The organism is Nostoc sp. DSM 114160, from assembly GCF_053470305.1.
Genome location: NZ_JBPFGO010000001.1, coordinates 3,533,287 through 3,559,792, shown reverse-complemented (window position 1 = coordinate 3,559,792; position 26,506 = coordinate 3,533,287). Strand labels below are relative to the sequence as shown.

Here is a 26,506-nt window from a genome sequence, read left to right as displayed (position 1 = left end):
TAAACCAAAAAGCAATTAAGTTCAATATATGGTGCGTCAACGCTCGATTTTTTCATTTTTCCTAGTACTATTGGCCACATTCCTGATTAGTTGTGGTGGCCCTGGTGTTGCGGTGGCACCTCCGACTTACACAGCAGTACAACTTGAAAAAATTCAGGCTTATGTTCCTGAAATTCAGGCTGTGCGCGATCGCTCACAAGAGTTGACAACCTTGATTAAAAGAGGTGATTGGATCAATGTGCGTAACTTTATACATGGCCCCATAACAGAAGCAAGGCTGAATCTGACTTATGTCACTTCCAACCTTCTACCCAAAGACCAACCCAAAGCACGTCAAATAACGCGAGATTTGTTTAACGACCTAGTTAAACTTGATAAAGCTACTAGTGCTGGCAATCCTCTAGTTGCCTTGAATCAATCCCAAGCTGCTTTTGCAGAGATTGACAAATTCCTCGAGCTGCTTCCGAAAACAGAAGAAAGTTAGGAGTTAGGAGTTAAGAGTTAGGAGTTAGGAGTTAAGAATTTTTAACTTCTCACTTCTAACTCCTCACTTGAAACACAAGTTATGAATGTAGTTATTATCGGTTGTGGTGTAGTTGGAGCTGCGATCGCTTACGAACTGAGTCTAGTAAAAGGGCTGAAAATTACAGTTTGCGATCGCCAACCACCAGCACAAGCTTCCACAGGCGCTGCACTTGGCGTTTTGATGGGCGCAATCAGCCAAAAAATCAAGGGCAAGGCTTGGCAGATGCGGCAAACTAGCATCCAACGCTATGAAACCTTGATTCCTGAACTAGAAGCTTTAACAGGTCGCAAAATTCCTTTTAATCGTCAGGGAATTCTGATGCTTTTATCTGATTCCTCCCTAGAGGGGATGTCAGCATGGGAAAAGTTAGCAGAAATTCGCCACTCTCAAGGCTGGAATTTAGAAATTTGGGACACGGCTAAACTCCAGAATATCTGTCCTCAAATTAATAATGAAAAAATTACTGGTGCTGTCTATTCTCCGCAAGACCGCCAGCTCGATCCAACTGCCCTTACCTTAGCTTTAGTTGAAGCTGCCCAGCAAAATGGTGTAACTTTCAAATTTGGCGTGACTGTTTTAGATGCCCCAACCTCAACACCGGAATTTTGCCATCAACTTGACACTACAGAAGGAAAAATAATCGCTGATTGGTTTGTAATTGCAGCAGGGTTAGGTTCAACCCCACTAACAGCAAAATTAAATCAGATAATTGATATCCGCCCCGTACTTGGGCAAGCATTGCAAATGCGTGTGGAGCATCCATTAGGAAATCCCGACTTCCAGCCAGCGATAACGGGTAACGATGTCCATATTGTTCCTGTGGGCGGTGGAGATTATTGGATAGGCGCAACAGTGGAATTTCCCAGCAATGGCGATGAGATACCGCCAAATCAAGAACTGCTGGAATCTATTAAAGAACAAGCGATCGCATTTTGTCCAGAATTAGCTACAGCAACTATTCTCCGCACTTGGTCGGGGTTACGTCCCCGCCCTGAAGGTCGCCCCGCCCCAGTTATTGGTAAGCTACCAGGGTTTAGTAACGTCCTCCTAGCTACCGGACACTATCGCAACGGCGTTTTACTAGCACCCGCTACAGCTTATGCGATTCGTGAGATGATTATTCCTCAAGGAGTGGGGAGATGAGGGGGTAGGGAGCAGGGGAGAAATCAATTCAAAATTCAAAATTCAAAATTCAAAATTCAAACATTTTAGAACTTCTGCCTCACTTCGACTACGCTCAGTGACCACCTGCCTCCTCTTTTCCAATGACAAATGACAAATGACAAATGACCAATGACAAATGACAAATGACAAATGACCAATGACAAATGACAAATGACAAATGACAAATATAGGAAAATAGCGTGTCAATAACAGAACATAAAATCAATGTAGATTCACTGGAATGGTTTTATCGGGAATCTTTACCAATCGGCAGAAGTGATTTAGCGCCTGTGTTGTTGCTACACGGCTTAGTTTCGCAAAGTTACAGTTGGCGTCATATTATACCTGCTTTGGCGAATCAGGGAACAAGAGCGATCGCTCCAGATTGGATTGGTTACGGCTTTTCTGCCAAACCAGAAAAACGAGATTTTGCTTACACTCCCGATGCTTTTATCACAGCTTTAGAAGGATTTATTAAAGCCATAGAACTTGAACATTTTTCTTTAGTTGTCCAAGGTTTTTTAGGTTCTGTAGGACTACAATATGCTTTGCGTCATCCAGAACAAATTGCCAATTTAGCTATTTTAAATACACCAATTTCAACTGCTGCTAAATTACCCTGGAAAATTAAACAAATGGGTTTACCTTTAGCAGGTGAAGTCATGACTCAAGACCCCTTATTAGTCGATCGGACGCTAGAAGGCGGAAGCCGTTATCGCATAGGAGATAAGGATTTAGATGTTTATCGAAAACCATTTTTAACTGCTTCTTCGTCTGGTCGAAGTCTCTTAGCAAGTATTCGCAATTTACAGCTTGATTCAGCCATGACCGAAATACAAACTGGCTTTAAAGAATGGCAACAACCAATTCTGATTCAATGGGGTATGATTGACCCTTGGCTATCTGTAGATATTGCTGAAAACTTTGCCAATTCCGTACCAAATACCGAATTAATAAAACTTAATAATGTCGGACATTATCCTCAAGAACACTACCACGAGACGATTTTGCAAGACCTTTTACCCTTTGTGCGTCGTAAAGATGCTCATTGACAATAGACCTCTTGCAAAAGTAACTTTTGCAAGAGGTGGGAAAAGGGGAAAGGTTAAAGGGGAAAGGTTTTTTTATTCCTTTTCCCTTTCCCCCTTACCCTTTTCCCTACAAATGCCAAGAAGTCTAATATATAGCAATCCTATTTGATTTGTGAGAATTTTGGTGTTGACTGTCCTAAGTCAATTGGTCATTTGTCCTTGGTTTTGTCTTACGAAAGATTTAGGATTGCTATAGCTTTGGCAAAAATGGATATTATAAAAATGAATGTCAAAATTCAGGAGTCAGAATTAATTAGTAGAGGATGCAAAATCATCATTGTAGTCCACTAAATAGAAGATTGAGTGGCAGAATTCAAATGTTATTTCTTGTTAAAAGTCCATCCTTTTTCAGGTGCAATATTCTGAATTCTGAATTCTGGCTTCTGACTACTTTGTTATTACCATTACAAGTAAAGGAAATTATGATTCATGGCTTATTCATGGTTTAAAGCCTTTCATATTGTCGGATTTGTAGTTTGGTTTGCTGGTTTATTCTACTTAGTACGTCTTTTTATCTATCACGTTGAAGCAAACCTTGAACCTGAACCAGCACGAACGATACTGAAAAATCAGTATCAAATTATGGAAAAGCGCCTTTACTCTATCATCACTAACCCAGGAATGTTTGTGACCATCGCAATGGCCATCGGTTTATTAACCACTGAACCGGACGTTTTAAAAGAGGGTTGGTTGCATATCAAACTGCTGTTTGTGGCGCTTTTAATTGGCTATCATCATTACTGCGCTCGGCTGATGAAGAAATTAGCAGTAGATGAATGTCGCTGGAATAGTCAGCAATTACGTGCTTTAAATGAAGCGCCTACAGTTATGTTAGTAGCGATCGTTTTGTTGGCTGTGTTTAAGAATAATCTACCTACAGATATGGCTGCTTGGGCTATTTTCGCCATGATTATCTTGATGGCTGTCACTATTCAACTTTACGCCAAAAAACGCAGGCAGGATAAAGAGAAATTGACGGCACAGATAGGAAAACCACAAGAACAAAGTTAGATAAAGTAGGGGCGCACAGATGTTATAGGTGTCAACTTAAGGTGAAGGCTTCCTAGAACAAGCTTTCAGAGATTGTCTCGTTATCTCGTTCCCAGTCGGAGACTGGGAATGCCTATGTGAGGCTTCGCCTCAAGACTAGCGGCAGAGTCGCAATAGAATAGCATTTCCAGCCTCTAGGCTGGAAACGAGGTTTTAAGCGGGTTTGCGCTTAAGTTGACACTAATGCACAGATGTGGGCCCCTACTATTACTCATCCTGGAAACGTTTACAGTAAATCATCCCCAGGAATCACGGTAGTGTAAAAAATATATTTGCGATTAGCGACATAACGGCGGTCTTGTTTAACAATCGCCATAAACTCTCTATGTCCCTCACGGCTACGTCCCACTAAACAACCTGCGCTAGCAAGGCGAATATCATTCCTGGGGAAATCAAAGCCGTAGTGTTGATTTACATAAAAATTATCACCTGTATCAAGTTTGTCGCCAGTCCGTTTAAAATCTTGGTTGAAATCTCTACAAACAGTGATATCTCCAACTTGCACTAATGCTTCATGAGGCTCGGCTGTACCGTGAGTACCCACAGCCCAAGCTTTGTATTGTCCAAACTGAATCCTAGCTGCTCCTTTGGGATTCATCGGATTGTAAGTGTAGTACTTCCCTGGTTCTGTAGTAGCTTCCCAGTGATCTACGATTTTGGGAACACCATTTACTACTTCGATCACAATCCGGCGATCGTTAAATTCATTAGGTGTATCACTGTTGAGAGTCCAGTCTCCATTGATACCCTCTACATAAACAATGTTGTATTCTTTGGGATTGGTAAATACTTGATAACCTTTGGCTAACATATATTTCACAATCTTACTGGCGATGTCGTTGCCTAGTTTTAAGGGGGGTTGAGGAAGATCGTCTATTTTAGTTTCAATTAGTTTCTTGGCTGTGACTGCTCCTAAAAAACCACTTTCTTCAGTCTTGGTTAATTCTTGAAATTTTTTGAGAGATATCACAGAAACAGGGCCAAATTTACCATCGGCTGGAGGTTCCAGCAAACTTAAACCAATTAACAATATCTGAATCTGACGAGCCAAGTCTGCATCTTCTGCGATCGCATCAAATGACCATTTCTCATCTTTTCCCAAGAAATCTTGTAGTTTCATTATGCACCTGCTTTCATTTACTGAGTTCTAAGTATAAACATCATTTTTTTAATTGATGTTGTTTGAAACTATACTCTTAACTAAAATATGATGTCACAATTTTTACTATTAATTTATGATTAAGCACACAAAAATTCACAGATATTACACTGAAGAAAAAACTATTTATTGGCGACATATATTAAATTTTTTTTCGAGTTCAGAGGTTGAATGGTGAACGATTTCGTAGGGGCACAGGAGTCTGCGATCGCACGCACATTGCCTGAATGCAATCCTTAATACAGGCTACATTATTAATTAACTCAATTTCTCTGCTGCGCGTCCAAGCAGCAACTCGTCGTCAGGCATCGCCTCTGTAAAACCCGAAATGACTAACGAAGAACTGCTGCAAATTATTGAACAAGCTGCCAGAGATAAGGTGACAAAATTAGACCTTTCTGACAAAGGCTTAACAACACTGCCACCGGAAATTGGCCGACTCACCAACCTGCAATCCCTCCACCTCTACAACAATCAACTGAGCAGTCTGCCACCGGAAATTGTCCAACTCACCAACCTGCAATCCCTCTACCTCAGCAGTAATCAACTGAGCAGTCTGCCACCGGAAATTGTCCAACTCACCAACCTGCAATCCCTCAACCTCAGCTTCAATCAATTGAGCAGTCTGCCACCGGAATTTGGCCAACTCACCAACCTGCAATCCCTCAACCTCAGCTTCAATCAACTGAGCAGTCTGCCACCGGAAATTGTCCAACTCACCAACCTGCAATCCCTCAACCTCAGCTTCAATCAACTGAGCAGTCTGCCACCGGAAATTGTCCAACTCACCAACCTGCAATCCCTCAACCTCAGCAGTACTCAACTGAGCAGTCTGCCACCGGAATTTGGCCAACTCACCAACCTGCAATCCCTCGACCCTGGGCAGTAATCAACTGAGCAGTCTGCCACCGGAAATTGTCCAACTCACCAACCTGCAATTCCTCAACCTGGGCAGTAATCAACTGAGCAGTCTGCCACCGGAAATTGTCCAACTCACCAACCTGCAATTCCTCGACCTGGGCAGTAATCAACTGAGCAGTCTGCCACCGGAATTTGGCCAACTCACCAACCTGCAAACCCTCTACCTCAGCAATAATCAACTGAGCAGTCTGCCAAGGGAAATCAGGCAACTGTCAAACCTGAAAAAGCTGGATCTTCGTAGAAATCCAGTCCCCATTCCACCAGAGATTTTGGGGCCGAAGGAATTATATGAAGATCCAGGCGATGTGAATGAAATTCTCGATTTCTATTTCCGGGTACAAGACGCAACCGAAACAGAACCCTTCTACGAAGCAAAATTATTGATTGTTGGCGAAGGAGGAGCCGGTAAAACCTCTTTAGCCAAGAAAATCAGCGATGAAACCTACGAACTCCAGCCAGATGAGCAATCAACCGCAGGCATTGAAGTCATCCGGTGGCAGTTTACACAGCCAAATGGCAAAGATTTCCGCGTCAACATCTGGGATTTTGGCGGTCAGGAAATCTACCACCAAACCCATCAGTTTTTCCTCAGCAAGCGTTCTCTCTATGCCTTAGTTGCCGACACTCGCAAAGAAAACACCGATTTTTACTGGTGGTTGAAGGTTATTGAACTCTTGAGCGATAAAAGCCCAGTTTTTATCATCAAAAACGAAAAACAAGACCGTCAGTGCGAAGTCGATGGGGGGCAGTTACGAGGAAAATTTAGCAATCTGGAGAAAATACTGGCAACCAATTTAGATACTAATCGCGGTTTAGCAGAGATTAAAGACGCTATTCAGCTAAACATCAGCAATCTTGACCATGTTGGTACACCTCTACCAAAACTCTGGGTAAGAGTCAGAGCCGCTCTAGAGAACGATTCCCGAAATTACATCAGCTTTGATGAATACTGTAACCTTTGCCGAGTCAATAATTTAACTGACCGTAAAGATATGCTGCGCTTGAGTAGCTATTTACATGACCTCGGCGTTTGCCTCCACTTTCAAGACGATTCTACACTTAAACACTACGTCATCCTCAAACCGGAATGGGGTACAACTGCCGTTTACAAAGTTTTGGACAGTCAAACTGTCAAACAAAAGCAAGGTCGTTTTACTAAGGAAAACCTCAAAGATATTTGGGAAGACGGCGAATATGCAGATATGCAAGATGAACTCTTGCAATTAATGATGCGGTTCAAGCTTTGCTACAAAATTCCCGGTCGCGATGAAATTTATATTGCCCCGGAATTACTTTCCATTGAAAAAGCTGATTATACCTGGGACGATCGCAACAACCTAATCCTGCGCTACACCTATACATTCATGCCCAAAGGCATCCTCACCCGCTTTATTGTTGAGATGCACGCTTTGATTGAACAGCCAAAACTCGTTTGGAAAAACGGTGTTGTTATCAACGAATACCAAAGTCGTGCTGAAATCATTGAAAACTACAATCAAGGGGAGATTAAAATCCGTGTAGCCGGAAATCGTACAAAAGAATTGATGGCAGTCATCATCCATCAACTCGAAGAAATCCACAACTCTTATGAACGTTTGCAATATCAAACCCTAGTTCCTTGTAACTGCGAAACTTGTAAAAATCTGCCCACCCCTTATTCCTATTCTCTGAAAAAACTCAACAAACGTTTGAACGCTGGTCGTTACCAGATTGAGTGCGAAAACAGCTATGAAATGGTAGATGTCCGTAGGTTAATTGATGATGTCATGTTTCAAGCCATTAAAGTAGATGGGGAATATAATCCCCAAGTGGCACAGTTACAAAGCGAACTGGAGCAAGAGAAAAATGAATCATTGACGCATCGTTTACGAGATAGTGAAGAAGAACAAAAACAGATCGTGAATAGTCAATCTGCAATGAAATTCGAGAAGGAAATTTTCATCTCTTATGCTTGGGGTGGAGAAAGTGAGCAATTTGTCAATCAACTGGATGAGACTTTTCAGGCAAAAGGAATCAAAATCATCCGCGATAAACGCGATTTGGGCTACAAAGGACTAATCAAAGCCTTTATGGAAAGGATTGGACGCGGTAAATGTGCGATCGCAGTTATTAGTGATAAGTATTTAAAGTCGCCCAATTGTATGTTTGAGCTAGTGCAAATTGCTAAAAATGGTGAATTTTATAATCGAATTTTCCCGATTGTGTTAGCCGATGCCCAAATTTATAAACCTGTTGCAAGACTTAAATATATTAAACATTGGGAAGACGAAATTAGAGAATTGGACGAAGGGATGAGAGAAGTTGGTGCAGCTAATTTGCAGGGATTTCGTGAAGAAATTGACCAATACACCGAGATTCGCAACACGATCGCCGAACTCACCAACCTGCTAAAAGATATGAACACGCTCACCCCTGATATTCACAGCGAATCAGACTTTGAGGAGTTGTTGAATGCGATCGCACAGCGTTTATATGAGTAAAAATAACCTATTGACTAAGCTCAGAGGTCGAGCAATGTCTCTGACAAGCTAGACTTACGCCCTTTTAACTAGACAATTTATGTTCTAAGGTGCAAGCTTTAAGTTCAAAAGTAGAATGATCGGGGTTAAAAGCGCAACTTCGAGGATAAAAGGTGCAACTTCGAGGATAAAAGGCGCAACTTCGAGGATAAAAGGCGCAACTTCGAGGATAAAAGGCGCAACTTCGAGGATAAAAGGTGCAACTTCGAGGCTTAAAGGTGCAACTTCGAGGCTTAAAGGTGCAACTTCGAGGCTTAAAGGCGCAACTTCGAGGATAAAAGGTGAAGCGATGCCTGCGGCGGGCTGCGCCAACGCTCTTTTAACTCGACAATTGGTGTTAAAAGGTGCAATCTCCGAGTTCAAAGGTGGAATGATGAAGCTTTGAGGTGGAGCGATCGGATTTACGACTTAGAAGACAGTTCAAACGCCATCTGCGAACGATAAAAACAGACATCAAATTCTAAGAAAAAATTCATGCGTCCTAAAAGTAACGGCACGTAATCCGTGAGACTCCAAGCAAATACCAATCGAACTGGTTCAAAGCTGGCTATTTTAGCAGATAGAATTAACCCTTTTGCTTCAACTGGTGCAAGGTTTCCAGCCAGTTGTACTGAGGTTGTTAATTCTTCCCAAGATACCCCTAACTGAATACCTAGACTGTAAGGTAAAACATTAATACTAGCTCCAGTATCCAATAAACCTGAAACGTTGACGACAGAATTTTTGTAGCTTAACGTCAAAGGTAATATTGGTACTGCATCGATATCCCCGAACACATCACGACTTTCAACGAAGGGAAATCTTTGTGAATTAAGCATCGTTTACCTGTCTGTCTTCTTCTAGCAGTGCGCCTAGTTTATTAGCAGCTTCATGAGAATTATAGGGAGACCACAGATGATAAGTGACTCCTGGCTGTAACGACAATGTTTCTTCTTCAGTCGCTAGTTCTTGAACTAAAAACTGCATGACCTTGAGTTTATCTGCACGAGATAGCTTGTGCAAGGTTGGGAATAAATCTGCTGCGCTCATATCAAATTGAAGTTAAAAAAGATTTTACTATGCAAAACCTATCCCTCTCCGCATCGGAGAAGGACAGACTTTAATAAAAGTTTAAGGCAGGGGGTTTGATAACTAAATTACTCGATTTGTCGATGAGTATTTTGTCCATCACAACAAACTAAGGTTAACGTGAGTTCGATGAACCTCTCCCCAACCCCTCTCCGAGGCGGAGAGGGGCAGAAATATTCTTAGTTTCCAACGAAAAAATTAGGGTTTCAAAGCCTCTCTCCCTGTGGGGGAGAGGTTTGGAGAGGGGTTTTTAGAGCCGTCGAACTCACGTTAAGGTTAGTGTAGCTGTGGTTTTAGTCTGGTAAGCATTTTTGATACCAACCCAGTTACTAGCAATTGGCATTCGCCAACCGGTTCCAAAGGCGCGATCGGTGATTTTTAAGCCGGGGGGTGCTTGTCGCCGTTTAAATTCAGCCCGCGCCACCATTTGAATTACTCGGTTTACAATTACCGGATCGTGACCGGCTGCAACAATTTGTGCTGCTGATTGGTGGTTGTGAATCAGGCGTTGCAAAATATCGTCCAAAATTTCGTAAGGCGGTAGAGAGTCTCGATCGACTTGGCCTGGTTTGAGTTCGGCGCTGGGTGCTTTAATCAAAACGTTTTTTGGAATAATTTCATTATTGCGATTTAACCAATGGCAAAGTGAATACACACGAGTTTTAGGAACATCTGCAATTACTGCTAACCCGCCATTCATATCGCCGTAGAGTGTACAGTAACCAACTGCCATTTCTGACTTGTTACCGGTAGATAAAAGCAGATAGCCAAATTTATTAGCGATCGCCATTAATAAATTACCGCGAATCCGTGATTGGATATTCTCTTCAGCCAGTCCAAACTCAGTACCCGCAAACAAATCATCTAAAGTGCGATCGAAGCCTTGCATTAACTCGCCAATTGGTAAAAGATGAGTCTTAATCCCCAAATTTTCGGCTAATGCTTCAGCATCACTGATGGAATGCTCAGAACTGTAAGGGGAAGGCATGAGAACACCGAGGACATTTTCTTTACCAAGTGCAGCCGTGGCGATCGCAGCTACGATTGCCGAGTCAATTCCGCCACTTAAACCCAATACTACTTTAGAAAAGCGGCACTTACGAGCGTAATCTCGTACTCCCAAAACCAAAGCTTGCCAAATTTCTTCATCTTCCGATTCATACATTGGTTCTACAGAACCCAACTGCAAATCACGCCCCGTTTCATCAAATTCTACTACTACTAAATCAGTGTCAAAACCACGAGCGCGACACATAATTTCACCTTGACGATTTAAGGCAAAACTATGTCCATCAAAAATTAGATCGTCATTTCCGCCAACCTGATTAGCGTAAATCATTGGTTGTTGAAAACGTATTGCACTATGCTTGAGCATGATTTCACGAAACTGCTGCTTTCCAGCCGTGTAGGGCGAAGCAGACAAATTTACAGTCAAATCTACACCCAAAATTGCTAAGTCAGCAATCGGGTTCACTGCATAAGTACGTTTGCCCCAGAATTCCTCATCGTTCCATAAATCTTCGCAAATAGTTACGCCAATATGGATATTATCGAGAATGAAATAATTAGCTTGCAAGCCTTCTTCAAAATAGCGACGTTCATCAAAGACATCGTAAGTAGGTAAAAGTCGCTTGTGAAAAACTTGCTTGACTGTGCCATTCTCTAATAAAGCCATGCTGTTAAATAAACTTTTACCGCCACTAATATCTGCTTTGATATTAGGTTCAACAGTTCCTACCAACACAGCTAAATTTGGTGGTAAATCCTGAGCCAAATTTTGTAAAGTGATGCCCATCGCTTCCACAAAACTAGGATTTAGTAATAAATCTCTTGGTGGATAGCCACACAGAGAAAGTTCTGGGGTCAACAACAAACGCGCACCGCTAGATGCTGCTCGTTGTGCCGCCTCCAAGATTTTTTGGGCATTTAAAAGCAAATCACCAATTGTCGGATTAATTTGAGCGATCGCAATTTTCATATTATTTGTCATTTTTCATTTGTCCCCTTGTCTCCTTGTCCCCTTGTCTCCTTGTCCCCTTGTCCCCTTGTCCCCTTGTCTCCTTGTCCCCTTGTCCCCTTGTCTCCTTGTCCCACGTAGCGGTTGGTTAAATAAATACCAAGGGTTTATCTTTTAAGGGAGCAAAAGCTTCAGCGTCAAACTTATACAAGCTAGCCGGACGACCGGCACCCCGTGATACCTTAATTCCGGTATCGCATAAAAAACCTAACTTGAGTAGACGCGCTCTAAAATTAGAATAATCGGAAAAGTTATCACCTAAAACTGTGGCGTATAACTGATATAAATCATTCAAGGTGAACATTTCTGGTAAGACTTCAAAAGCCACTGGGCTATACTCTAATTTATTTCGTAACCGCCTATGTCCATAAGCCAAAATTTCGTTATGGTCAAAAGCTAATTGCGGCACTTGTTTTACCGGATACCAAGCGATGCCAGTCATGCGATCGGCAATCAATTCGGCTTCTTCAAATCGCACTAGGGCAAAGTAACTAACTGATAAATAACGCACACCATAACTATCAGTTGCTTCCCGTGGATCGCGATTCGGCCCGCCAAATGTATACAGTTGTTCTAAATAGAGATTGTTGACCTTAATTTTCTCCGCCATAATGCGATAAGCGGCATCTTCTAAAGACTCTCCTGGACGTACCAAAGTACCGGGAAGACTCCAATGATTTAAAAATGGTTCTTGCTGCCGCATTACTAGTAGAACTAACAGCCGATTTTGTACAGTGTCTACAGAAAAAATTACATTATCAACACCAACCTTGAAATCGGCCAAAGGTTGTTGGGTCTAACGGAGTTGGTATCTTTTTTGGTGAACGTCCTGGCATTCGTACAAATGCTCTCGATTAATATAGGCAACTACAGGAGCTGTGAGGGCTTGAGGATCTCTATGTTCGCGGTACGCTGTTGAGGAAACATCTAGACCGGTCAGACTAGCGATCGCAATTTTCCCTCCCAGCTTTTGCACTACCTCTGAACTAGATTCATCTATTGCATATCCGGGTCGCGGTACAATCAGTAGTTGCACTTCCTGTAACAAATCTTCAATGCGATACCAACGTGGTAGCTGACTCAGTAAATCTGAACCAATAATCAACGTCAATTGGGCGTCTTCACCCCAAGCAAGCTTGGCTTTTTCCACTGTTTCCAGCGTTCTGAAACTACTCAATTTTTGTTCCAAAGCAATATTGTGCCGTGGTGCGTCTATATTCGCAATCAACAGTTGCAGCATTGCCGCCCGGTGTTCTAAGGGTGTTTGATGAGACTTAAATGGATTATCTGCTGCCCAAACCGCTACCCAATCATAACGCTCAGACAACCAACTCAGAATTTCTTGATGTCCAGCAGTTGGTGGATCGGCACTAGTTCCAAACAAAGCAACTCTCATAATAATTCGTAATTCGTAGTGACACTCAATGACTATTTATCCAATGGATGTTTCACAATCCAAAATCGTTCGACTGAGCGACTTGCCTTGAGTTTCGACTGCGCTCAACTACCGCGAAGTCGAAAGGAGCCGAAGTCTAAAATCTAAAATCTAAAATCGAAAATGGTATTACCTCTGTGTTCTCTGTGCCTCTGCGGTAGCCTACGGCAAGCTGCTGGTGCGTCTACGTTTCTTAGTTTCTTCAGTCAACACCCGTAACCCCTCAGAAATTTCCACCTGCACCGAGACAGGATCGTGCAAAGACCGTGTTTGTTGTGGCAAACTGGCAACTGAGGCAGCAGTACGCTGACGAATTGTTGTCAACGACTCCAACGGCTGCACCCGTTCACCTTCTTGCACTACCAACTGCAACAAAGGTTGTTCTTCTAAAGCAATTTCACCTAAGAGTCCCAATCTGTCTGCTTTTACCTTATCTCCCGTAAACGAGCGAAAAATCTGCTTGCGCCCTGGATAAGTAACTTTACTACTCGATTGCTTCATGACTGGGATGCCATCAATGTCTACAAGTTTATAAACTCCATTGACAGGCGAACCTGTAACTAGTCGTGTTCCCAGTCCGTAACCATCAATTTCGGCCCCAGCAGCTTTTAATCTGGCAATTTCCCACTCGTCTATGTCGCCACTAGCAAAAATTGGCACACCGGGAAGGAGCGATCGCACCTGTTTTGATAAGGTAACTAAATCTCCTGAGTCTAATCTCACTCCTGTTAATTGCATTTCCCCGGAATTTACTTTTTCGGCCAAGCGCTGGGCAGCAACAATGGTATCGTAAGTATCAATTAGTAATGGCGCACCCGGAAAATAGCGATGAAATGCACTAAAAGCTTGTTCTTCAGTGCCCTCTATTGCTGACAATGCCATCACTAAGGCGTGTGCCATCGTACCACTTGGCTGTTGTCCCAGTTGTAGCGCTGCTAACACATTGGAAGTGGAATCTAACCCACCCGCCAACGCCGCCCGCGCCGCCCACAAAGACCCTTGGGGACTAAATGCTCGTCTGGTGCCAAATTCTAAAAGTGTTGCTGATTCCCCTGCTACATCCCGCAATCGGGCTGCTTTTGTGGCAATCAAAGTCTGGTAATTAATCGTATTCAGCAGGTAAGTTTCTACTAGTTGCGCTTGCCAAAGGGGTGCTTCCACCCGCAACAGTGGTTGATTGGCAAACACGGCTGTCCCTTCTGGTACTGCCCAAACATCACCCGTGAACTTTCCCTCAGCTAAAAGCGACCCAAAAGCGATCGCCTGCGCGAGCAAAAATCCCCGTTGCCTGTAATGCCGCAATTTGCGCCGAACTAAAGCGGATTTTGGCTAAATATTCCAATGCCTGCGTCAGCCCCATCGCAATCAAATAACCAAAACCCTCTGGCAACCTTCTGACAGACAATTCAAAGCTTGCCCGTCGTTGTTCTATACCTTCGCCTGTGTAACAAGCTGCCATCGTCAACTGGTAAAGGTCGGTCAGCAAGCTGTAGTCATCGGCAGAAAGGTTCAGTTCCTGGTTCTGCTGGCTTTGCTGTTTATATACATAGTCCAAATCTGGCAAAGTTGTCATGCAAGAGCTTCCTTACAAGATGCTTCTTTTATTTATGGTAATATTTACCATAAATAATGTCAACTCCCTGGAAGTATATTGTCTGAGATTTCCGTATAACAATAGATTTGTCGGTAGCTTAATAATAAATTCATCAAATAATTAATATTTTTTAATAGTAATGGCTTGCAATAATGTTAATTAAATCGGGCGGCTAATCAAGGGAAATAATATCCTGTCAGAGAAAGTTTGTTTTACTTCGCTCTTTTCCCAAATGGGTTGAAAGAAACAACTATGTTACAATTAGAATCGAAGAGAAAAGTTTTACTTTTTGACAAGCTAAAGTATTGCAAAGTTATCTGAATAAACATTGCATATATTCTCAATATATTGAGAATATGAGCAAGGCTTGAGTATTAGGATTAGAGTATAAGCATCACCATTAAAGCGACTCAAAAAGAAGGAGTCCAATATTATGGATATTTCCAAAATCATTGCGAACATAACCCAGTATATTTCTGAAGCTGCAATGCGGATTTTTGGCCCTACGGATGATGCTTATCCTGCTGTTGGCGTACAACCTTTTACAGGTGAGCCTTACGACGAAGATAGAGATGATAATTGGTAGATGCCGATCGGGTATTCAAAAACAATACAGGAGTTAAAATTCAGAATTCAGGCGAGGACAATTACCGGAGAATTCAGGCAAACCATATAATAGAAAACTAGTAAATTGTAGATTTAGCTCCGTACTTAAACCTCTTTATTCAAAAGTAGTGGCGTATTGCAATACGCCACTATTCCAATTGTTCTGCATTCTGGCTCCTGATAAATAGATATCTTGCAAAAATTATATAGCAATCAAAGTTTTAGTCTTAGTATGCGTTCAAAATTCAAGCCGTAAAGATTTGTTGTACCGTTAGTTGCATTAATTTTATTTATTTTCATATTTAGAGGGGAAAATGAATAAGATTTATTTTTGGAAAAGTTATTTTGCCTTGACTTTTAAATTTTTAGTACATATAGCTCCTGCTGCACACTTAGTTACTTTACTTGGACTGCTGCTCGGAGTACATCAAACGGCATCTGCTACGACGATTACGTTTGAGAAAGCATCTGTAGGGACACTATCAACCTATACTGAATCTGGTTTTACAACTTCGGTAGTTTCTGGGCCTTGGGTTGCAATTGACTCATACGGGAAGCCAGCTCCCTTCATAGAGTTTACGAATGAGGCTGGGTCAGAACCCGCTGGCTGCGACAATTCAAATTACAAACGATGACTCCACGTTTAAATTCAACTCAGTCGATCTTTACTCCAGCGTGACACCAATCCCTTATGTAATAACGGGATTGTTGAATTCAACGCCAGTATTTTCTTTTGAAGGTACGGTTCCAAACACTTTTGGTGATTTTCAAACTGTGGTCAACTCGAACTCGAATTACTTAATCGACAGCCTGACAATCTCTCTAACTAACCCAGCAGCACCGTGTTGCTCTAATCCTATGGGGCTTGATAATATTACTGTGACACCCATTTCCCCTACTTCAGTTCCAGAGCCAAATAGTTCTCTATTTTTTTTACTGGGACTTCCAGTTGTCACTTGGCTTCGTCGAGCGACATCTGACTCCTCGCTCAACAATCCGTAATGAGTTCATAGCGATCGCACTCACCGTAATGGCTAATAAATTCATCAACGGTTAGAACTTTTGAGGCTGATTGAACCATTGTGATTATTCTCAAAAATCGTAGAGTGTACGTAAGTCCTAATATAATTCAACCCACCTACTTAAAATAAAGGCGTGAGGAAAAAACTCACGCTTTTTTATTTAAACTTTTCGATCGGCGATTGCTAAGAGTTCCAGAATCGCTCCATTTGTCCAGCCGAAACCAACTTCGTTAGAACTATATCCAAAGCAGATTTCGTCGGAAACATTGGCAGAACAGCGTTCAACATCATATTTCTCAACTAGGGTATCGTGACGCTCAAATTCTTTAACTGCCATAGCGAGAAATTTGTTGGCAATGCGATCGCCTTCTGTATGATACCCATAACGGTGAAGTCCAAGGACTGCAACTAATGTCAATGGGGCCCAGCCAAGGGGAGCATCCCACTGATTGCCGGTGACACGAGTACTGGTAAAAATTCCGCCTGGGGCTTCAAACAAAGAGAGATTTTCTACGACGCGTTTGGCTTGAGTTGGAGAAGCAATTCCCAGCCAGAGAGGATAAAACGTGGTAGCAAATTCGTAGCGGCGGCGTTTTCCATTCTGGAAATGATAGTCTAAATATAATCCTTGTTCTTCATCCCAAAGAAATTGATCGATCCGATCGCGGCGGATATCTGCGCGATTGCTCCATTTTTGTTCCAATTGTTCGTTCCCCAGAATACGCTTAATTTGCGCCATGTCTTGTTCAACCTGATACAGCAAACTGTTGAGGCACACCGGAGCGTAGTGGAGGATATCAGCACTGAAGGGGCCAAATCGGTTGGTGATATCAAAACCAGATTCGCGCATGGTGCGATCGCTTTTGTAAAATAGCTTGGTCAGTTCGTCAGTTTCCTGGTTGTAATAAAGACTAACGTCATAATCCTCAACTTCAAAAGTTTTATAGTACTCTTTGACGCGATCGTAGTGGCTTTTTCCCTCTTCATCCCGCTCGGAAAACAAAACTTCTGGCGCCGGGCCCTCCCCAAAGGCGTAGAATCTGGATAAGCCGGTTGCAGCATTCAGATGGGGCGGTACTACCCAATAATAGTAAAACTGCTCTAACAAGGGTACGGTTGCCCTCAACCACTCCTCATCCTGGGTGTACTCGAATAACGCCAAAACCATCATACTCAGGACAGGGGGCTGCGATCGCGACAGCATATAAGTCCGGTTGGCGTTGAGAATAATGCCGTAATGTTGTACTTGGTATAACAATTGATCGACTTGACTTTGTGCTAGCTCCAATTCTCCATCGTGCAAAAGTCCTAGTAATATAAAGTAGCTGTCCCAGCCATACATTTCGTTGAAGCGACCACCTGGTACGACATAAGGCCCTGGTAAGTATAGTAACCCATGCTGTTTAATCGCTTCTGCTTCTGCTGGCAAAGTGCGAATTTCTAGCTGTTGCATATCTTTCGGAGATAGCGAGCGCTCTAACACAGTCTGAATGTTGGGACAATCTTCGGAAGGGGAAATGTAAACAATCCAGGGAGTTTCTCTTTTGTGGTCTAGTTTGGTATCCTTGGCAGATTGTAATAAGTGTTCGTGCGATCGCGTTAAAGTTTTCCACATTTTTTTGATGTGGAGGCGCACAGCTTCAATCTGCGCGGTGGGTCAGTGCTGGTGGAGTGGTCATAATTACAGAATTTTTTTTAACGCAAAAAAGAGGCAGCGCGGTCTTCTCCCAAAGGGAGAGGCTAACGCCAAAGGGGTTTCCCCCATGAACGACTGCCGTCACCAAAGGAAACGCAGAGGAACGCTGAGGTTTTACAGGGTTCTCTCTGCGTGGGACAAGATTTTTGTTTTTACTCCGCAGTGGTAATTAAGAGGGCAACTGGGAAATGAGTTAGGGCTGTTGCGATTGATAGGGTTTCTGTAGCTTGTAAGGGTTGCTGAGTTAGGACGTTTTTCCAAGTGGGGGAAGTTCCAGGGGGTAGTTGCAGGTGCGTATCTTGCCAAACTGACTCGCCCAAGGGATTGTCTCCTGGCTGGATGAGGCTGGTTAAAAACCGGGGCGCGATCGCGATCGCTGTTTGATTCCCCTCCCGCCGTGCAAAGGCGATAATATGATTGGCGTAGGTTCCCTGAACTTCTAACGGTAAATAATCGCCGTCCTGGAATAATGAGACATAGTTTGTTCTGGCTTGGAGTAATTGAGCCGTTAAAAACAGTTTGATTCTGCCGTCTGTTTTGTCCTTTAGTAACTCCTGAATTAGTCCCAAAATGTCTGTTTTTGCCTGTTCGCGGATAGCGCTTAAGTAAGTACGTCGCTGTTCAAAATCTACGGGACGGCGATTGTCTGGATCGACTAAACTCAGTTCCCAAAGTTCCGTTCCCTGGTATAAATCGGGTACGCCGGGTACGGTAATCTTCAGTAAAGTTTGGGAAAGGGAATTGAATATCCCATAGTCGGCAATTCGCTGTTGAAATGGACGAAAAGCTTCTAGAAATTCCCCAGATATCGCAGGATCGAGTACTTTCCCAATGAAGGAGGTACAAGCTTCTTCATACTGGCTATCAGGTCGTAACCAGGCTGTATGCACCTTCGCTTCTCGTATTGCTTTTATTATATAGTCTTTCACTCGTTCCACAAAGGATGCATGTTCGTGTTCGGCAAAGGGAAACGCCCCTACTAGGGTTTGATAGAGAAAATACTCGTCGTTGCGATCGGGCATCGCAAACCCGTGGCGATGGCTACGATGTCCTCGATTCATGGCACTCCAGGTATTTACCTGCCGATCCCATTCATCGGGGATTTCTGAGAGGACATTCAACCTTGCCCGCACATCTTCGCCGCGCTTGGTGTCGTGGGTGGCGGTGGTGTTCATTGTGTGAGGCCAGGTTGCTTGATGCTGTTTGTTAAAAGCATGAAATTTGGCTAATTCGATGCCAAAATGACCGGGATTTCCGCCGACTTCATTCAGCGACAGCAACCGATTGTAAACATATAATGTGGTGTCTTCTACGCCTTTGGCCATTAGCGGCCCGCTGTATTGCTGCATTCGCAAGACAAAATATATCCACTGTTCGCGTTCTGTTTGAGTCAAAGAATTATCAAATTCTAGCAGCATTAACTTTTCAATAAAAGTCAGTTCGTTCTGCAACAGAGGGGTTTGTTCTTTGGCTCGATCGATTACTTCTTGAATGGTAGCGCGATCGCTTTCTCCAATTCCATCGGGTGTAATGTACGTGCGGTAAATCGGGAACAGTGTCAAAACTTCGGCGATCGCTCTTTTTAATCCATTCAGTGTAAAATCATTGCCATAGCGATATTTGCTGGAAACGTTCTTTAACAAAAGAGCCAAATTGTCAATATCACCTGCTAAATTCTTTTCCAAAATCAGGTGCTTTTTATCCTTCACTACCGAGGCATAATCTGCTCTGGAACTAATAAAGTTTTGGTAAATTTTATCGAAGGCTGATTCATTTTCTGTTTGACAAAATACGCCATTTACATAGTTAAGAAAGTCATATCCAGATGTTCCTTGAATCTGCCAGTTTTCCGGCAACTCTTCGGTCAGTTCTAAAATCTTCTCGACGGTGATATAAACATCTCCCATCTTTTCTTGCAGTCTTTCGAGATACTGGATTGGGTTATAAAGTCCATCAATATGGTCAATCCGTAAACCAGTAAATTTGCCTTCTTCAACTAGTTTCTGAATTAGGCTGTGGGTATTATTAAAAACCCGCACTTCTTCAACTTTAACGGAAATCAGTTCATTAACAGTAAAGAAACGGCGGTAATTCATTTCTTCCGCCCCCACCTTCCAGAAGGCAAGACGGTAAAATTGATCCTTGAGTAAATCATCTAGGAGGTTAAAGCTTTCGGAATTACCGGGTTCTCCGTTGAATGTTTGGATATTTTCGTCAATAAACTCGCGGATGGTATCGTTTGTGGTGTAGAGTTCCCAAACCAATCCTTTAATAAATGCGATTTGGTCTTGTCGCTGTTTTCCCGCAACTTCTGAGGGTACATTTTTGAGAATGTAGAGAATCCCCAATAACTTAATAAAATCGGGATGATTGCGTCCCAGTGTCCGGGTGAGTTTACCTAAATTATAGGTGATAACTTTTGTGTAAGATTCTAACCGCAGTGGCAATTTTAAGCTGTAATAATTGACGGTTAAACCGTTTTGTTCGTATTGCAGTTGAATGTGTCCGTTTTCCAGGGATGTACCATAGAAATCTCCCAGCAGAGGAGCCAGAATTCGCTCTTGGCGATCGCCAAAAGGAGCATTCCAAGAAAGGTCGAAGTAATCGGTATAGCTGGAATCTGGGCCGTGTTCCAATACGTCCATCAAGTAATCGTTTTCGCTGCTATAAGCCATGTGGTTGGGCACAATATCTTGTAACCAGCCCATACCAAGGGATTGAACTTCAGCAACTAATGCATCAAAAGACTCATTAGTTCCCAGTTCTGGGTTAAGTTGAGTGGCATCTACTATATCGTAACCGTGCGTACTCCCGGATCTGGCTTTGAAAATGGGGGAAGCATATAAATCGGAAATACCTAAATCTGCTAGATAAGCTGCGATCGCTTTAGCGTTGTCAAAGCCAAACTGAGGTGTAAACTGAATTCGATAAGTGGCGGTGGGAATTCGCATATTTTTTTAGTAGGAAGTAAGGGGGATAAGGAAGATGAGGTTTTGAGGGTAAACGCTGAACCTTTTAGAGAATGTTTGAAAAGTCCTCTTCTCGGTAACAAAAGGGTATTACCCCCCTTAATCCCCCCGATGTATTGGGGGGAAACAAGAAAATCTAGTTCCCTCCCCTTTACAAGGGGAGGGTTAGGGTGGGGTAAATTTTAAGGGGGTTAGGGGAGATCAATAAGTCCTTAACATCCACAGCCAACCATTATTCAAACATTAAGCCTTTTAGCTCGAACATTAAGCCTTATTGCTCGAACATTAAGCCTTATTGTTTGAACCTTAAGCCTTATTGTTTGAACATTAAGCCTTATTGCTCGAACATTAAGCCTTATTGTTTGAACCTTAAGCCTTATTGTTTGAACATTAGCCTTATTGCTCGAACATTAAGCCTTATTGCTCGAACATTAAGCCTTATTGTTTGAACCTTAAGCCTTGTTGCTCAAACATTAAGCCTTATTGTTTGAACTTTAAGTTCTAACTCTCTGCCTCATCCTTTTTCATAGAGTACTAGACTAGTAGGTTGCAATTTCACTTCTTGTCCCACAGACAAATGTTCAGCAGCTTCAGAACCATGCCCAGACCATGAGGTATCAGCAGAGTCCAACAATTTATTAGCATTATGCTCAAACGGCAGAGTCACTGTCACTGGAGACGAATTGAAATTCATCACAAATATTATTTCACTCGATTCGCACCAACGCCGCACGATGACGATCTCTTTCTCTTCATCGCTAGTTGCTTCGATGAAATTGCGGTCTTGGTTGAGCAGGGCTGGATGTGTCTTCCGTAAATTAATTAACTGGCGATACCAATCCCAGAGAACTTTGTGCTTACCTTGATTGCGTAATTCCCAATTAAGTTTAGACTTGAGGAAAGTTTCTGCCGATTCTGGATCTGGGGGATCGTCTGCATAGTGAAATGCTTCAAATTCTTCTTTGCGTCCGGCTCGAACTGCTTGAATCAAATCGGGATCGGAGTGACTGACAAAGTAAATGAAGGGTGCAGTTTCGCCGTATTCCTCTCCCATGAATAACAGGGGTAAGTTAGGTGACAACAACACAGCACCAGCGGCTAACTTTAATCCTTCAAAAGAGATCCTCTGGGAGAGGCGTTCTCCTTTCATTTGATTGCCGATTTGATCGTGATTCTGAATGCAGACTGTAAATTGTGACAAAGGGCGATCGCGGCAAGATAAGCCATGAAATCGTTTGCGATCGGGCGAGTATTTCCAATCGTAGACAAAAGTATCGCTATAAGCTTTTGCTAAATCAGCACATTTCCCAAAATCGTGATAATATCCTTGGCGATCGCCTGTCAACAGTACGTGCAATGAATGGTGAAAATCATCACTCCACTGAGCATCGAGTCCATATCCACCCAATTCTGCTGGACGAATTATTCGCGGATTATTCAAGTCACTTTCGGCAATTAGATGGCGTTTCCATCTTTGTCCTTGTTGTGAGAAATGATGAACTGCTTCCGCCAATTCCCATAAAAAATGCTTGGCTCCCAAGTCATAAATTGCTTGAATGGCATCCAGCCGCAATGCATCAATGTGGAATTCGCCCAACCAGTAAAGAGCATTTTCGATAAAATAATTTCGCACACCCTGACTATGGGCATCGTCGAAATTCATTGCTTCGCCCCACGGCGTTTTATAGGTTTTAGTAAAGTAGGGCGCGAACTGACCCCATATAGTTGCCTTCCGGCCCAAAGTGGTTATACACCACATCCAGCACAACGGCGATGTTATTTTGGTGACAAGCATTTACCAATTGCTTGAGTTCGGCTGGACTACCGTAGGAATTTTGGACAGCATAAGGATAAACGCCATCATAGCCCCAGTTGCGGTATGCGAGAGTTGCCTCAATATGAGTATCTCCCGGAACCTGGGAGATGGGCATGATTTCAATGGCGTTAATTCCCAGTTCCCGCAGTTCTGGTAAACGGGGAATGATGGCGGTGAAAGTTCCTTCCGGCGTGAATGTCCCAACGTGAACTTCATAGAAAATCATCGACTCTACAGGAATACCCGTCCATCCTTCATCAGTCCACTCAAAAAAAGGATCGACAATTTGCGACGGGCCATGTACCCCTTCCGGTTGATACTGCGACGCCGGATCGGCAAAGTTGTCTTGGCCATTCAAGACATAGCGATAAAGCGTACCCGGATACACATCGTTGACTTTCGTGTGCCAGTATCCCTCTGATTGAGGCTTGAGAGGAATTAACTGCTCTTCTGGCGTCAAAATTTTTACCGTGACGCTATCTAATAGCGGAGACCAAACTGTGAATTCACACTCTCCGTTACCCAAGTAGTTTGCACCAATTTTCACGCAGTATCCTCCCGTCAGTTCAGTTTGTTGTGCCGAATTGTGGCGCGATGGCGTACCCACCCGCTGTAGGCGATCGCAAATGTCATTGATTGCACAATGTTTACAAAGACGCCAGATAGCATAATGGTTGGTCTAGCAGACTTTTTGCTAGCATCTGGAGGCGGATTTTTGAATAAAATAATTCTGTCTAATGACAAATAAAGAGACAGGGCAATACAGTTTTGTTAAGGTTTTTTGATGAAAATTCTAGATCGCAAAACCGATTATTGTAGAGACGGCGATTCATCGCGTCTCTTGCCTTAACCAACAGTATTGAGAGGCAAGAGGCAGGAGGTAGGAATTTTTAAAACCACGCAGGGGGGGTAAAGCTTCGTGTCACTGCGGTTTTTAACGGCCTATTTAACTTAAGTTGGCTTGCAGCTACCATCTACACAGTACGATGATTGATATGTATTGGAACGTTTACCAAATATGGTGTAGCGGTTATCGCGGATTTGCTCGTAAAAGCGATCGCCTGCCCATTTCATCCCCGGTAATGCTCGATAAGCGTCTACAAATATACTTCCTGCTGGCAATAACCGCCCAATTTCTTCAGCTGCGTTACTGCCTTGCCAACGTCTTTGAGGGTTATTGCCATCAATTAAAATCATCCCCTGTTCGCAATCTTGGGCTGAAATTCCCCACTGTAAAAGTGTCTGCTCATCTTGCATGGGACTGTAGCGAAATAGTTTTCCTTGGTCTAAGGTTTCTAGCGATCGCACTAGGGTAACGCAGAGATTACAATTCCCGTCGTAGATTACGTAGTAATTCATAAAAATAATGGCTCTTTGGCAATTGAATTGTCGGATGTGTCTAAAACACAACTTTGGTATTCTAGCTTAGAAAACCGTAGGGATCGCTCTTACCTCACCGAACCAGTCTCCAGTTCAAATATGCATAATGTCGTCTAGCTTAAGTTGTAAATTTAGCAAAACATTAGAATAAATAGTATCTTTTAAGCAATATTGTTGTTGGCAAACACCGTTAACAAACAGCAAAGGTTGGTTATTTGCGATTACCGATAAACATCACGATGCATTTGTACAGCATAAAAGTCCTACAATCATAGTTTCCAAACAAGGACTATAGAATGTTTCTATATAAATTACTCTCACCACAAAAAATAATTAGCATTCTTATTTTTTTACAAAAGAATCTTGTGTATTGATTCCTGTTTAATATATAGTCTTTTTTCGTACATACATTAGCACAAGAAAATACTGGATGCTTGCGACATGTAAGTATATCCTTAATTGTCAGACTTTGTATCTTAAAACACCAATTACCTAATAAACAAGTATGGCTAATATCACTGGAACCCCTCTAAACGATGTTCTTAACGCTACTATTGGCGACGATGTAATCAATGGACTGAATGGAAATGACCGCTTAATAGGGAATGCTGGAGTCAATACTCTGAACGGTGGTTCAGGTGATGACAACCTTGATGGTAGAGATGGTAATGATATTCTAATTGGCGGATTAGGTAGAGATACCTTAGTTGGTGGAGCAGGAGCTGATATCTTCCGTTACAACAGTGCTTTAGAGGGTGGCGATATTATCAATGACTTAAACGCATCTCAAGGTGATAAAATCCAAGTTTCTGCATCTGGATTCGGAGGTGGACTCGTAGTAGGGCAATTACAACGTTCTCAATTAACTCTCGGTAGTGCTTTCACCAACCCTAACCAACGCTTTAGAGTTGACACCAGTAGCTCGATTCTATTCTTCGACAAAGATGGTAGCGGTTCGCAATTTGGCTTTGTCGAAATTGCTAGAATAAACGGCGTTAAAGGTCCTCAAATTATCGAAGTAATCGCCTAGAAAATTTTGGATTTTAGATTGTAGGGTCGGGTGTCGTAGCTAAATGGACTATGGCACCATTAGCAGACATCAAAAAACTCAGAAGCCGAGTTTCGTAAATTTAAAAATCTAGTTATGGAAACATATTCAGGTTGCATTTTATTATATTATTAAAACAACAGTATATTTAATAATTTATTTTTGTAGGTTAGGGAACGCTAAAACTCAACTACACATTTTTCTTGTTTAGCCTTGATCGAGTAGTATTGCAAAGCGATCGCCGCATTTAAATAGCACGACAATATAAATACTAAAAGGCTTGTCCTCAAACATCGCCCCCGATTTCCAGTTATCATGCCTTTGTAATGGTATTTGCTTAGTTTTTTCATTAATGAGAAAATATTCATGAGATACAAACTCTTAGGCAAAAGCGGGTTAAGAGTCTCTGAACTCTCCTTGGGAACCATGACCTTTGGTGAAGATTGGGGTTGGGGTGCATCTGTTGACGAAAGTCGGAAAATCTTTGATAGCTATGCAGAAGCAGGGGGAAATTTCATTGACACCGCCAACGGTTACACCGATGGTAGCAGTGAAAAAATTGTTGGCGAGTTGATTGCTAAAGAACGCGAACGCTTTGTAGTTGCGACAAAATATTCCTTTCCCTTGCGGATGAACGATCAAAAGGGCGACCCTAACGCCAGTGGAAACCATCGCAAGAATTTAATTCAGTCTTTAGAAGGTAGTCTCAAACGCCTGAATACCGATTACATTGATTTATTCTGGTTGCACGCTTGGGATTTCACAACACCGATTGAAGAAGTCTTGCGATCGCTTGATGATGTAGTCCGTCAAGGTAAAGTACTTTACATCGGCATTTCTGACACACCCGCTTGGATCGTTTCCCAAGCAAATACCATAGCCCATTATCAAGGATGGACGCAGTTTGTCGCCTTGCAAATTGAGTATAGTTTAATTCAGCGAACACCAGAACGGGACTTGATTCCGATGGCTAAAGCCTTCGATTTAGCAGTAACACCGTGGTCGCCTTTGGGTGGTGGTGTGTTGACAGGTAAATATAATCGGTCTCCTCAAGGAGGCGCTGAACAAGGACGACTCGAAACTTTGGGCGGAGGGATTTCTGAGAAGAATTTAGCGATCGCTGAAGTTGTTAGTCAAGTTGCGGCAGAAATTGGCCATACACCTTCACAGGTAGCATTAGCTTGGTTACGCGCTCAAAGTGGTGTGATTATTCCGATCGTTGGCGCACGTAAGTTAACGCAGTTTCAAGATAACTTAGCTTCAATAGAAGTTACACTTTCGCCAGAACATCTGCAACGGTTAGATGAAGTGAGTCAAATTGAAGTGGGTTTTCCCCATGACTTTTTGCAGAATGACGTAATTCGCGATCGCCTTTTCGGTGGTACATTCAATACCATAGAAAACCATCGTATTTAACTAATAGTC

At 42.6% G+C, this 26,506-nt stretch carries 20 protein-coding genes and 3 pseudogenes; 9 read left to right on the top strand and 14 right to left on the bottom strand.

Features of this window, described 5'->3' with window-relative positions; all coding sequences use genetic code 11:
• Positions 1-28 precede the first annotated feature (28 nt).
• The 4 genes from psbQ to hemJ all read left to right on the top strand — a co-directional run bounded on the left by psbQ (position 29) and on the right by hemJ (position 3,792).
• Positions 29-484: a photosystem II protein PsbQ gene (gene psbQ / locus NSTCB13_RS15760; RefSeq protein ID WP_448265444.1), complete on the top strand. Its 456-nt coding sequence runs from the start codon at positions 29-31 to the stop codon at positions 482-484.
• Between the two features lie 81 nt (positions 485-565).
• Positions 566-1,669: an NAD(P)/FAD-dependent oxidoreductase gene (locus tag NSTCB13_RS15755; protein WP_448272914.1), complete on the top strand. Its 1,104-nt coding sequence runs from the start codon at positions 566-568 to the stop codon at positions 1,667-1,669.
• A 221-nt stretch (positions 1,670-1,890) separates the two neighbouring features.
• A complete protein-coding gene (locus NSTCB13_RS15750) occupies positions 1,891-2,742 on the top strand; it encodes an alpha/beta fold hydrolase (protein ID WP_445627765.1) in 852 nt (283 codons plus the stop codon).
• A gap of 468 nt (positions 2,743-3,210) precedes the next feature.
• A complete protein-coding gene (hemJ, locus tag NSTCB13_RS15745; protein WP_448265441.1) occupies positions 3,211-3,792 on the top strand; it encodes a protoporphyrinogen oxidase HemJ in 582 nt (193 codons plus the stop codon).
• 265 nt (positions 3,793-4,057) lie between these two features.
• Here the strand turns inward: hemJ and NSTCB13_RS15740 are convergent, their stop codons facing one another.
• Entirely contained in the window at positions 4,058-4,951 is an 894-nt protein-coding gene (locus NSTCB13_RS15740; protein WP_448272912.1) for a peptidoglycan-binding domain-containing protein, read from the bottom strand.
• A gap of 367 nt (positions 4,952-5,318) precedes the next feature.
• Between NSTCB13_RS15740 and NSTCB13_RS15735 the strand changes: the two genes are divergently transcribed.
• Positions 5,319-5,879, top strand: coding sequence for a leucine-rich repeat domain-containing protein (locus NSTCB13_RS15735; protein ID WP_448272911.1), 561 nt, complete (start codon positions 5,319-5,321; stop codon positions 5,877-5,879).
• Positions 5,836-8,391 (top strand): COR domain-containing protein, encoded by a 2,556-nt coding sequence (locus NSTCB13_RS15730; RefSeq protein ID WP_448272909.1) that lies wholly within the window; start codon positions 5,836-5,838, stop codon positions 8,389-8,391. Before NSTCB13_RS15735 ends, NSTCB13_RS15730 begins: the two co-directional genes overlap by 44 nt.
• An 84-nt stretch (positions 8,392-8,475) precedes the next feature.
• On the opposite strand, the gene NSTCB13_RS15725 is transcribed toward NSTCB13_RS15730, so the two are convergent.
• The 7 genes and pseudogenes from NSTCB13_RS15725 to NSTCB13_RS15695 form a co-directional block, all read right to left on the bottom strand.
• Positions 8,476-8,793 carry a hypothetical protein gene (locus NSTCB13_RS15725; RefSeq protein WP_448272907.1) on the bottom strand — a complete coding sequence of 106 codons (318 nt, stop codon included), beginning with the start codon at positions 8,791-8,793 and terminating at the stop codon, positions 8,476-8,478.
• A 38-nt stretch (positions 8,794-8,831) separates the two neighbouring features.
• The gene (locus tag NSTCB13_RS15720) at positions 8,832-9,248 is read right to left on the bottom strand and encodes a retroviral-like aspartic protease (RefSeq protein WP_448272905.1); all 417 of its coding nucleotides are present in this window, start codon (positions 9,246-9,248) and stop codon (positions 8,832-8,834) included.
• Positions 9,241-9,459: a hypothetical protein gene (locus NSTCB13_RS15715; protein ID WP_448272903.1), complete on the bottom strand. Its 219-nt coding sequence runs from the start codon at positions 9,457-9,459 to the stop codon at positions 9,241-9,243. The genes NSTCB13_RS15720 and NSTCB13_RS15715 overlap by 8 nt, the downstream gene beginning before the upstream one ends.
• 304 nt (positions 9,460-9,763) lie before the next feature.
• The gene (locus tag NSTCB13_RS15710) at positions 9,764-11,476 is read right to left on the bottom strand and encodes an NAD+ synthase (protein ID WP_448273216.1); all 1,713 of its coding nucleotides are present in this window, start codon (positions 11,474-11,476) and stop codon (positions 9,764-9,766) included.
• A 127-nt stretch (positions 11,477-11,603) separates the two neighbouring features.
• Positions 11,604-12,351 (bottom strand): annotated as a pseudogene (locus tag NSTCB13_RS15705) (NUDIX hydrolase).
• A complete protein-coding gene (locus NSTCB13_RS15700) occupies positions 12,312-12,911 on the bottom strand; it encodes a nicotinate-nucleotide adenylyltransferase (RefSeq protein ID WP_445627771.1) in 600 nt (199 codons plus the stop codon). Before NSTCB13_RS15700 ends, NSTCB13_RS15705 begins: the two are co-directional and overlap by 40 nt.
• 201 nt (positions 12,912-13,112) lie before the next feature.
• Positions 13,113-14,523 (bottom strand): annotated as a pseudogene (locus tag NSTCB13_RS15695) (nicotinate phosphoribosyltransferase).
• 454 nt (positions 14,524-14,977) lie between these two features.
• On the opposite strand from NSTCB13_RS15695, the gene NSTCB13_RS15690 reads away from it, so the two are divergent.
• Positions 14,978-15,130: a hypothetical protein gene (locus tag NSTCB13_RS15690; protein ID WP_194041182.1), complete on the top strand. Its 153-nt coding sequence runs from the start codon at positions 14,978-14,980 to the stop codon at positions 15,128-15,130.
• Between the two features lie 814 nt (positions 15,131-15,944).
• Here the strand turns inward: NSTCB13_RS15690 and NSTCB13_RS15685 are convergent.
• The 6 genes and pseudogenes from NSTCB13_RS15685 to NSTCB13_RS15660 form a co-directional block, all read right to left on the bottom strand.
• Positions 15,945-16,106 (bottom strand): hypothetical protein, encoded by a 162-nt coding sequence (locus NSTCB13_RS15685; protein ID WP_448272901.1) that lies wholly within the window; start codon positions 16,104-16,106, stop codon positions 15,945-15,947.
• 226 nt (positions 16,107-16,332) lie between these two features.
• On the bottom strand, positions 16,333-17,787 hold the full coding sequence (locus NSTCB13_RS15680) for a trehalase family glycosidase (protein ID WP_448272899.1): 1,455 nt from the start codon (positions 17,785-17,787) through the stop codon (positions 16,333-16,335).
• A gap of 233 nt (positions 17,788-18,020) precedes the next feature.
• Entirely contained in the window at positions 18,021-20,819 is a 2,799-nt protein-coding gene (treY, locus tag NSTCB13_RS15675; protein ID WP_448272897.1) for a malto-oligosyltrehalose synthase, read from the bottom strand.
• A 532-nt stretch (positions 20,820-21,351) separates the two neighbouring features.
• Positions 21,352-23,200, bottom strand: a pseudogene (treZ, locus tag NSTCB13_RS15670) (malto-oligosyltrehalose trehalohydrolase).
• A gap of 14 nt (positions 23,201-23,214) precedes the next feature.
• Positions 23,215-23,397 (bottom strand): hypothetical protein, encoded by a 183-nt coding sequence (locus tag NSTCB13_RS15665; protein WP_445627777.1) that lies wholly within the window; start codon positions 23,395-23,397, stop codon positions 23,215-23,217.
• A gap of 207 nt (positions 23,398-23,604) precedes the next feature.
• On the bottom strand, positions 23,605-24,012 hold the full coding sequence (locus tag NSTCB13_RS15660) for a thiol-disulfide oxidoreductase DCC family protein (protein WP_445627778.1): 408 nt from the start codon (positions 24,010-24,012) through the stop codon (positions 23,605-23,607).
• A gap of 526 nt (positions 24,013-24,538) precedes the next feature.
• Between NSTCB13_RS15660 and NSTCB13_RS15655 the strand changes: the two genes are divergently transcribed.
• Both NSTCB13_RS15655 and NSTCB13_RS15650 read left to right on the top strand, forming a co-directional pair.
• Entirely contained in the window at positions 24,539-25,063 is a 525-nt protein-coding gene (locus NSTCB13_RS15655) for a calcium-binding protein (protein ID WP_448272896.1), read from the top strand.
• A gap of 384 nt (positions 25,064-25,447) precedes the next feature.
• Entirely contained in the window at positions 25,448-26,497 is a 1,050-nt protein-coding gene (locus tag NSTCB13_RS15650) for an aldo/keto reductase (protein WP_448272895.1), read from the top strand.
• Positions 26,498-26,506 lie beyond the last annotated feature (9 nt).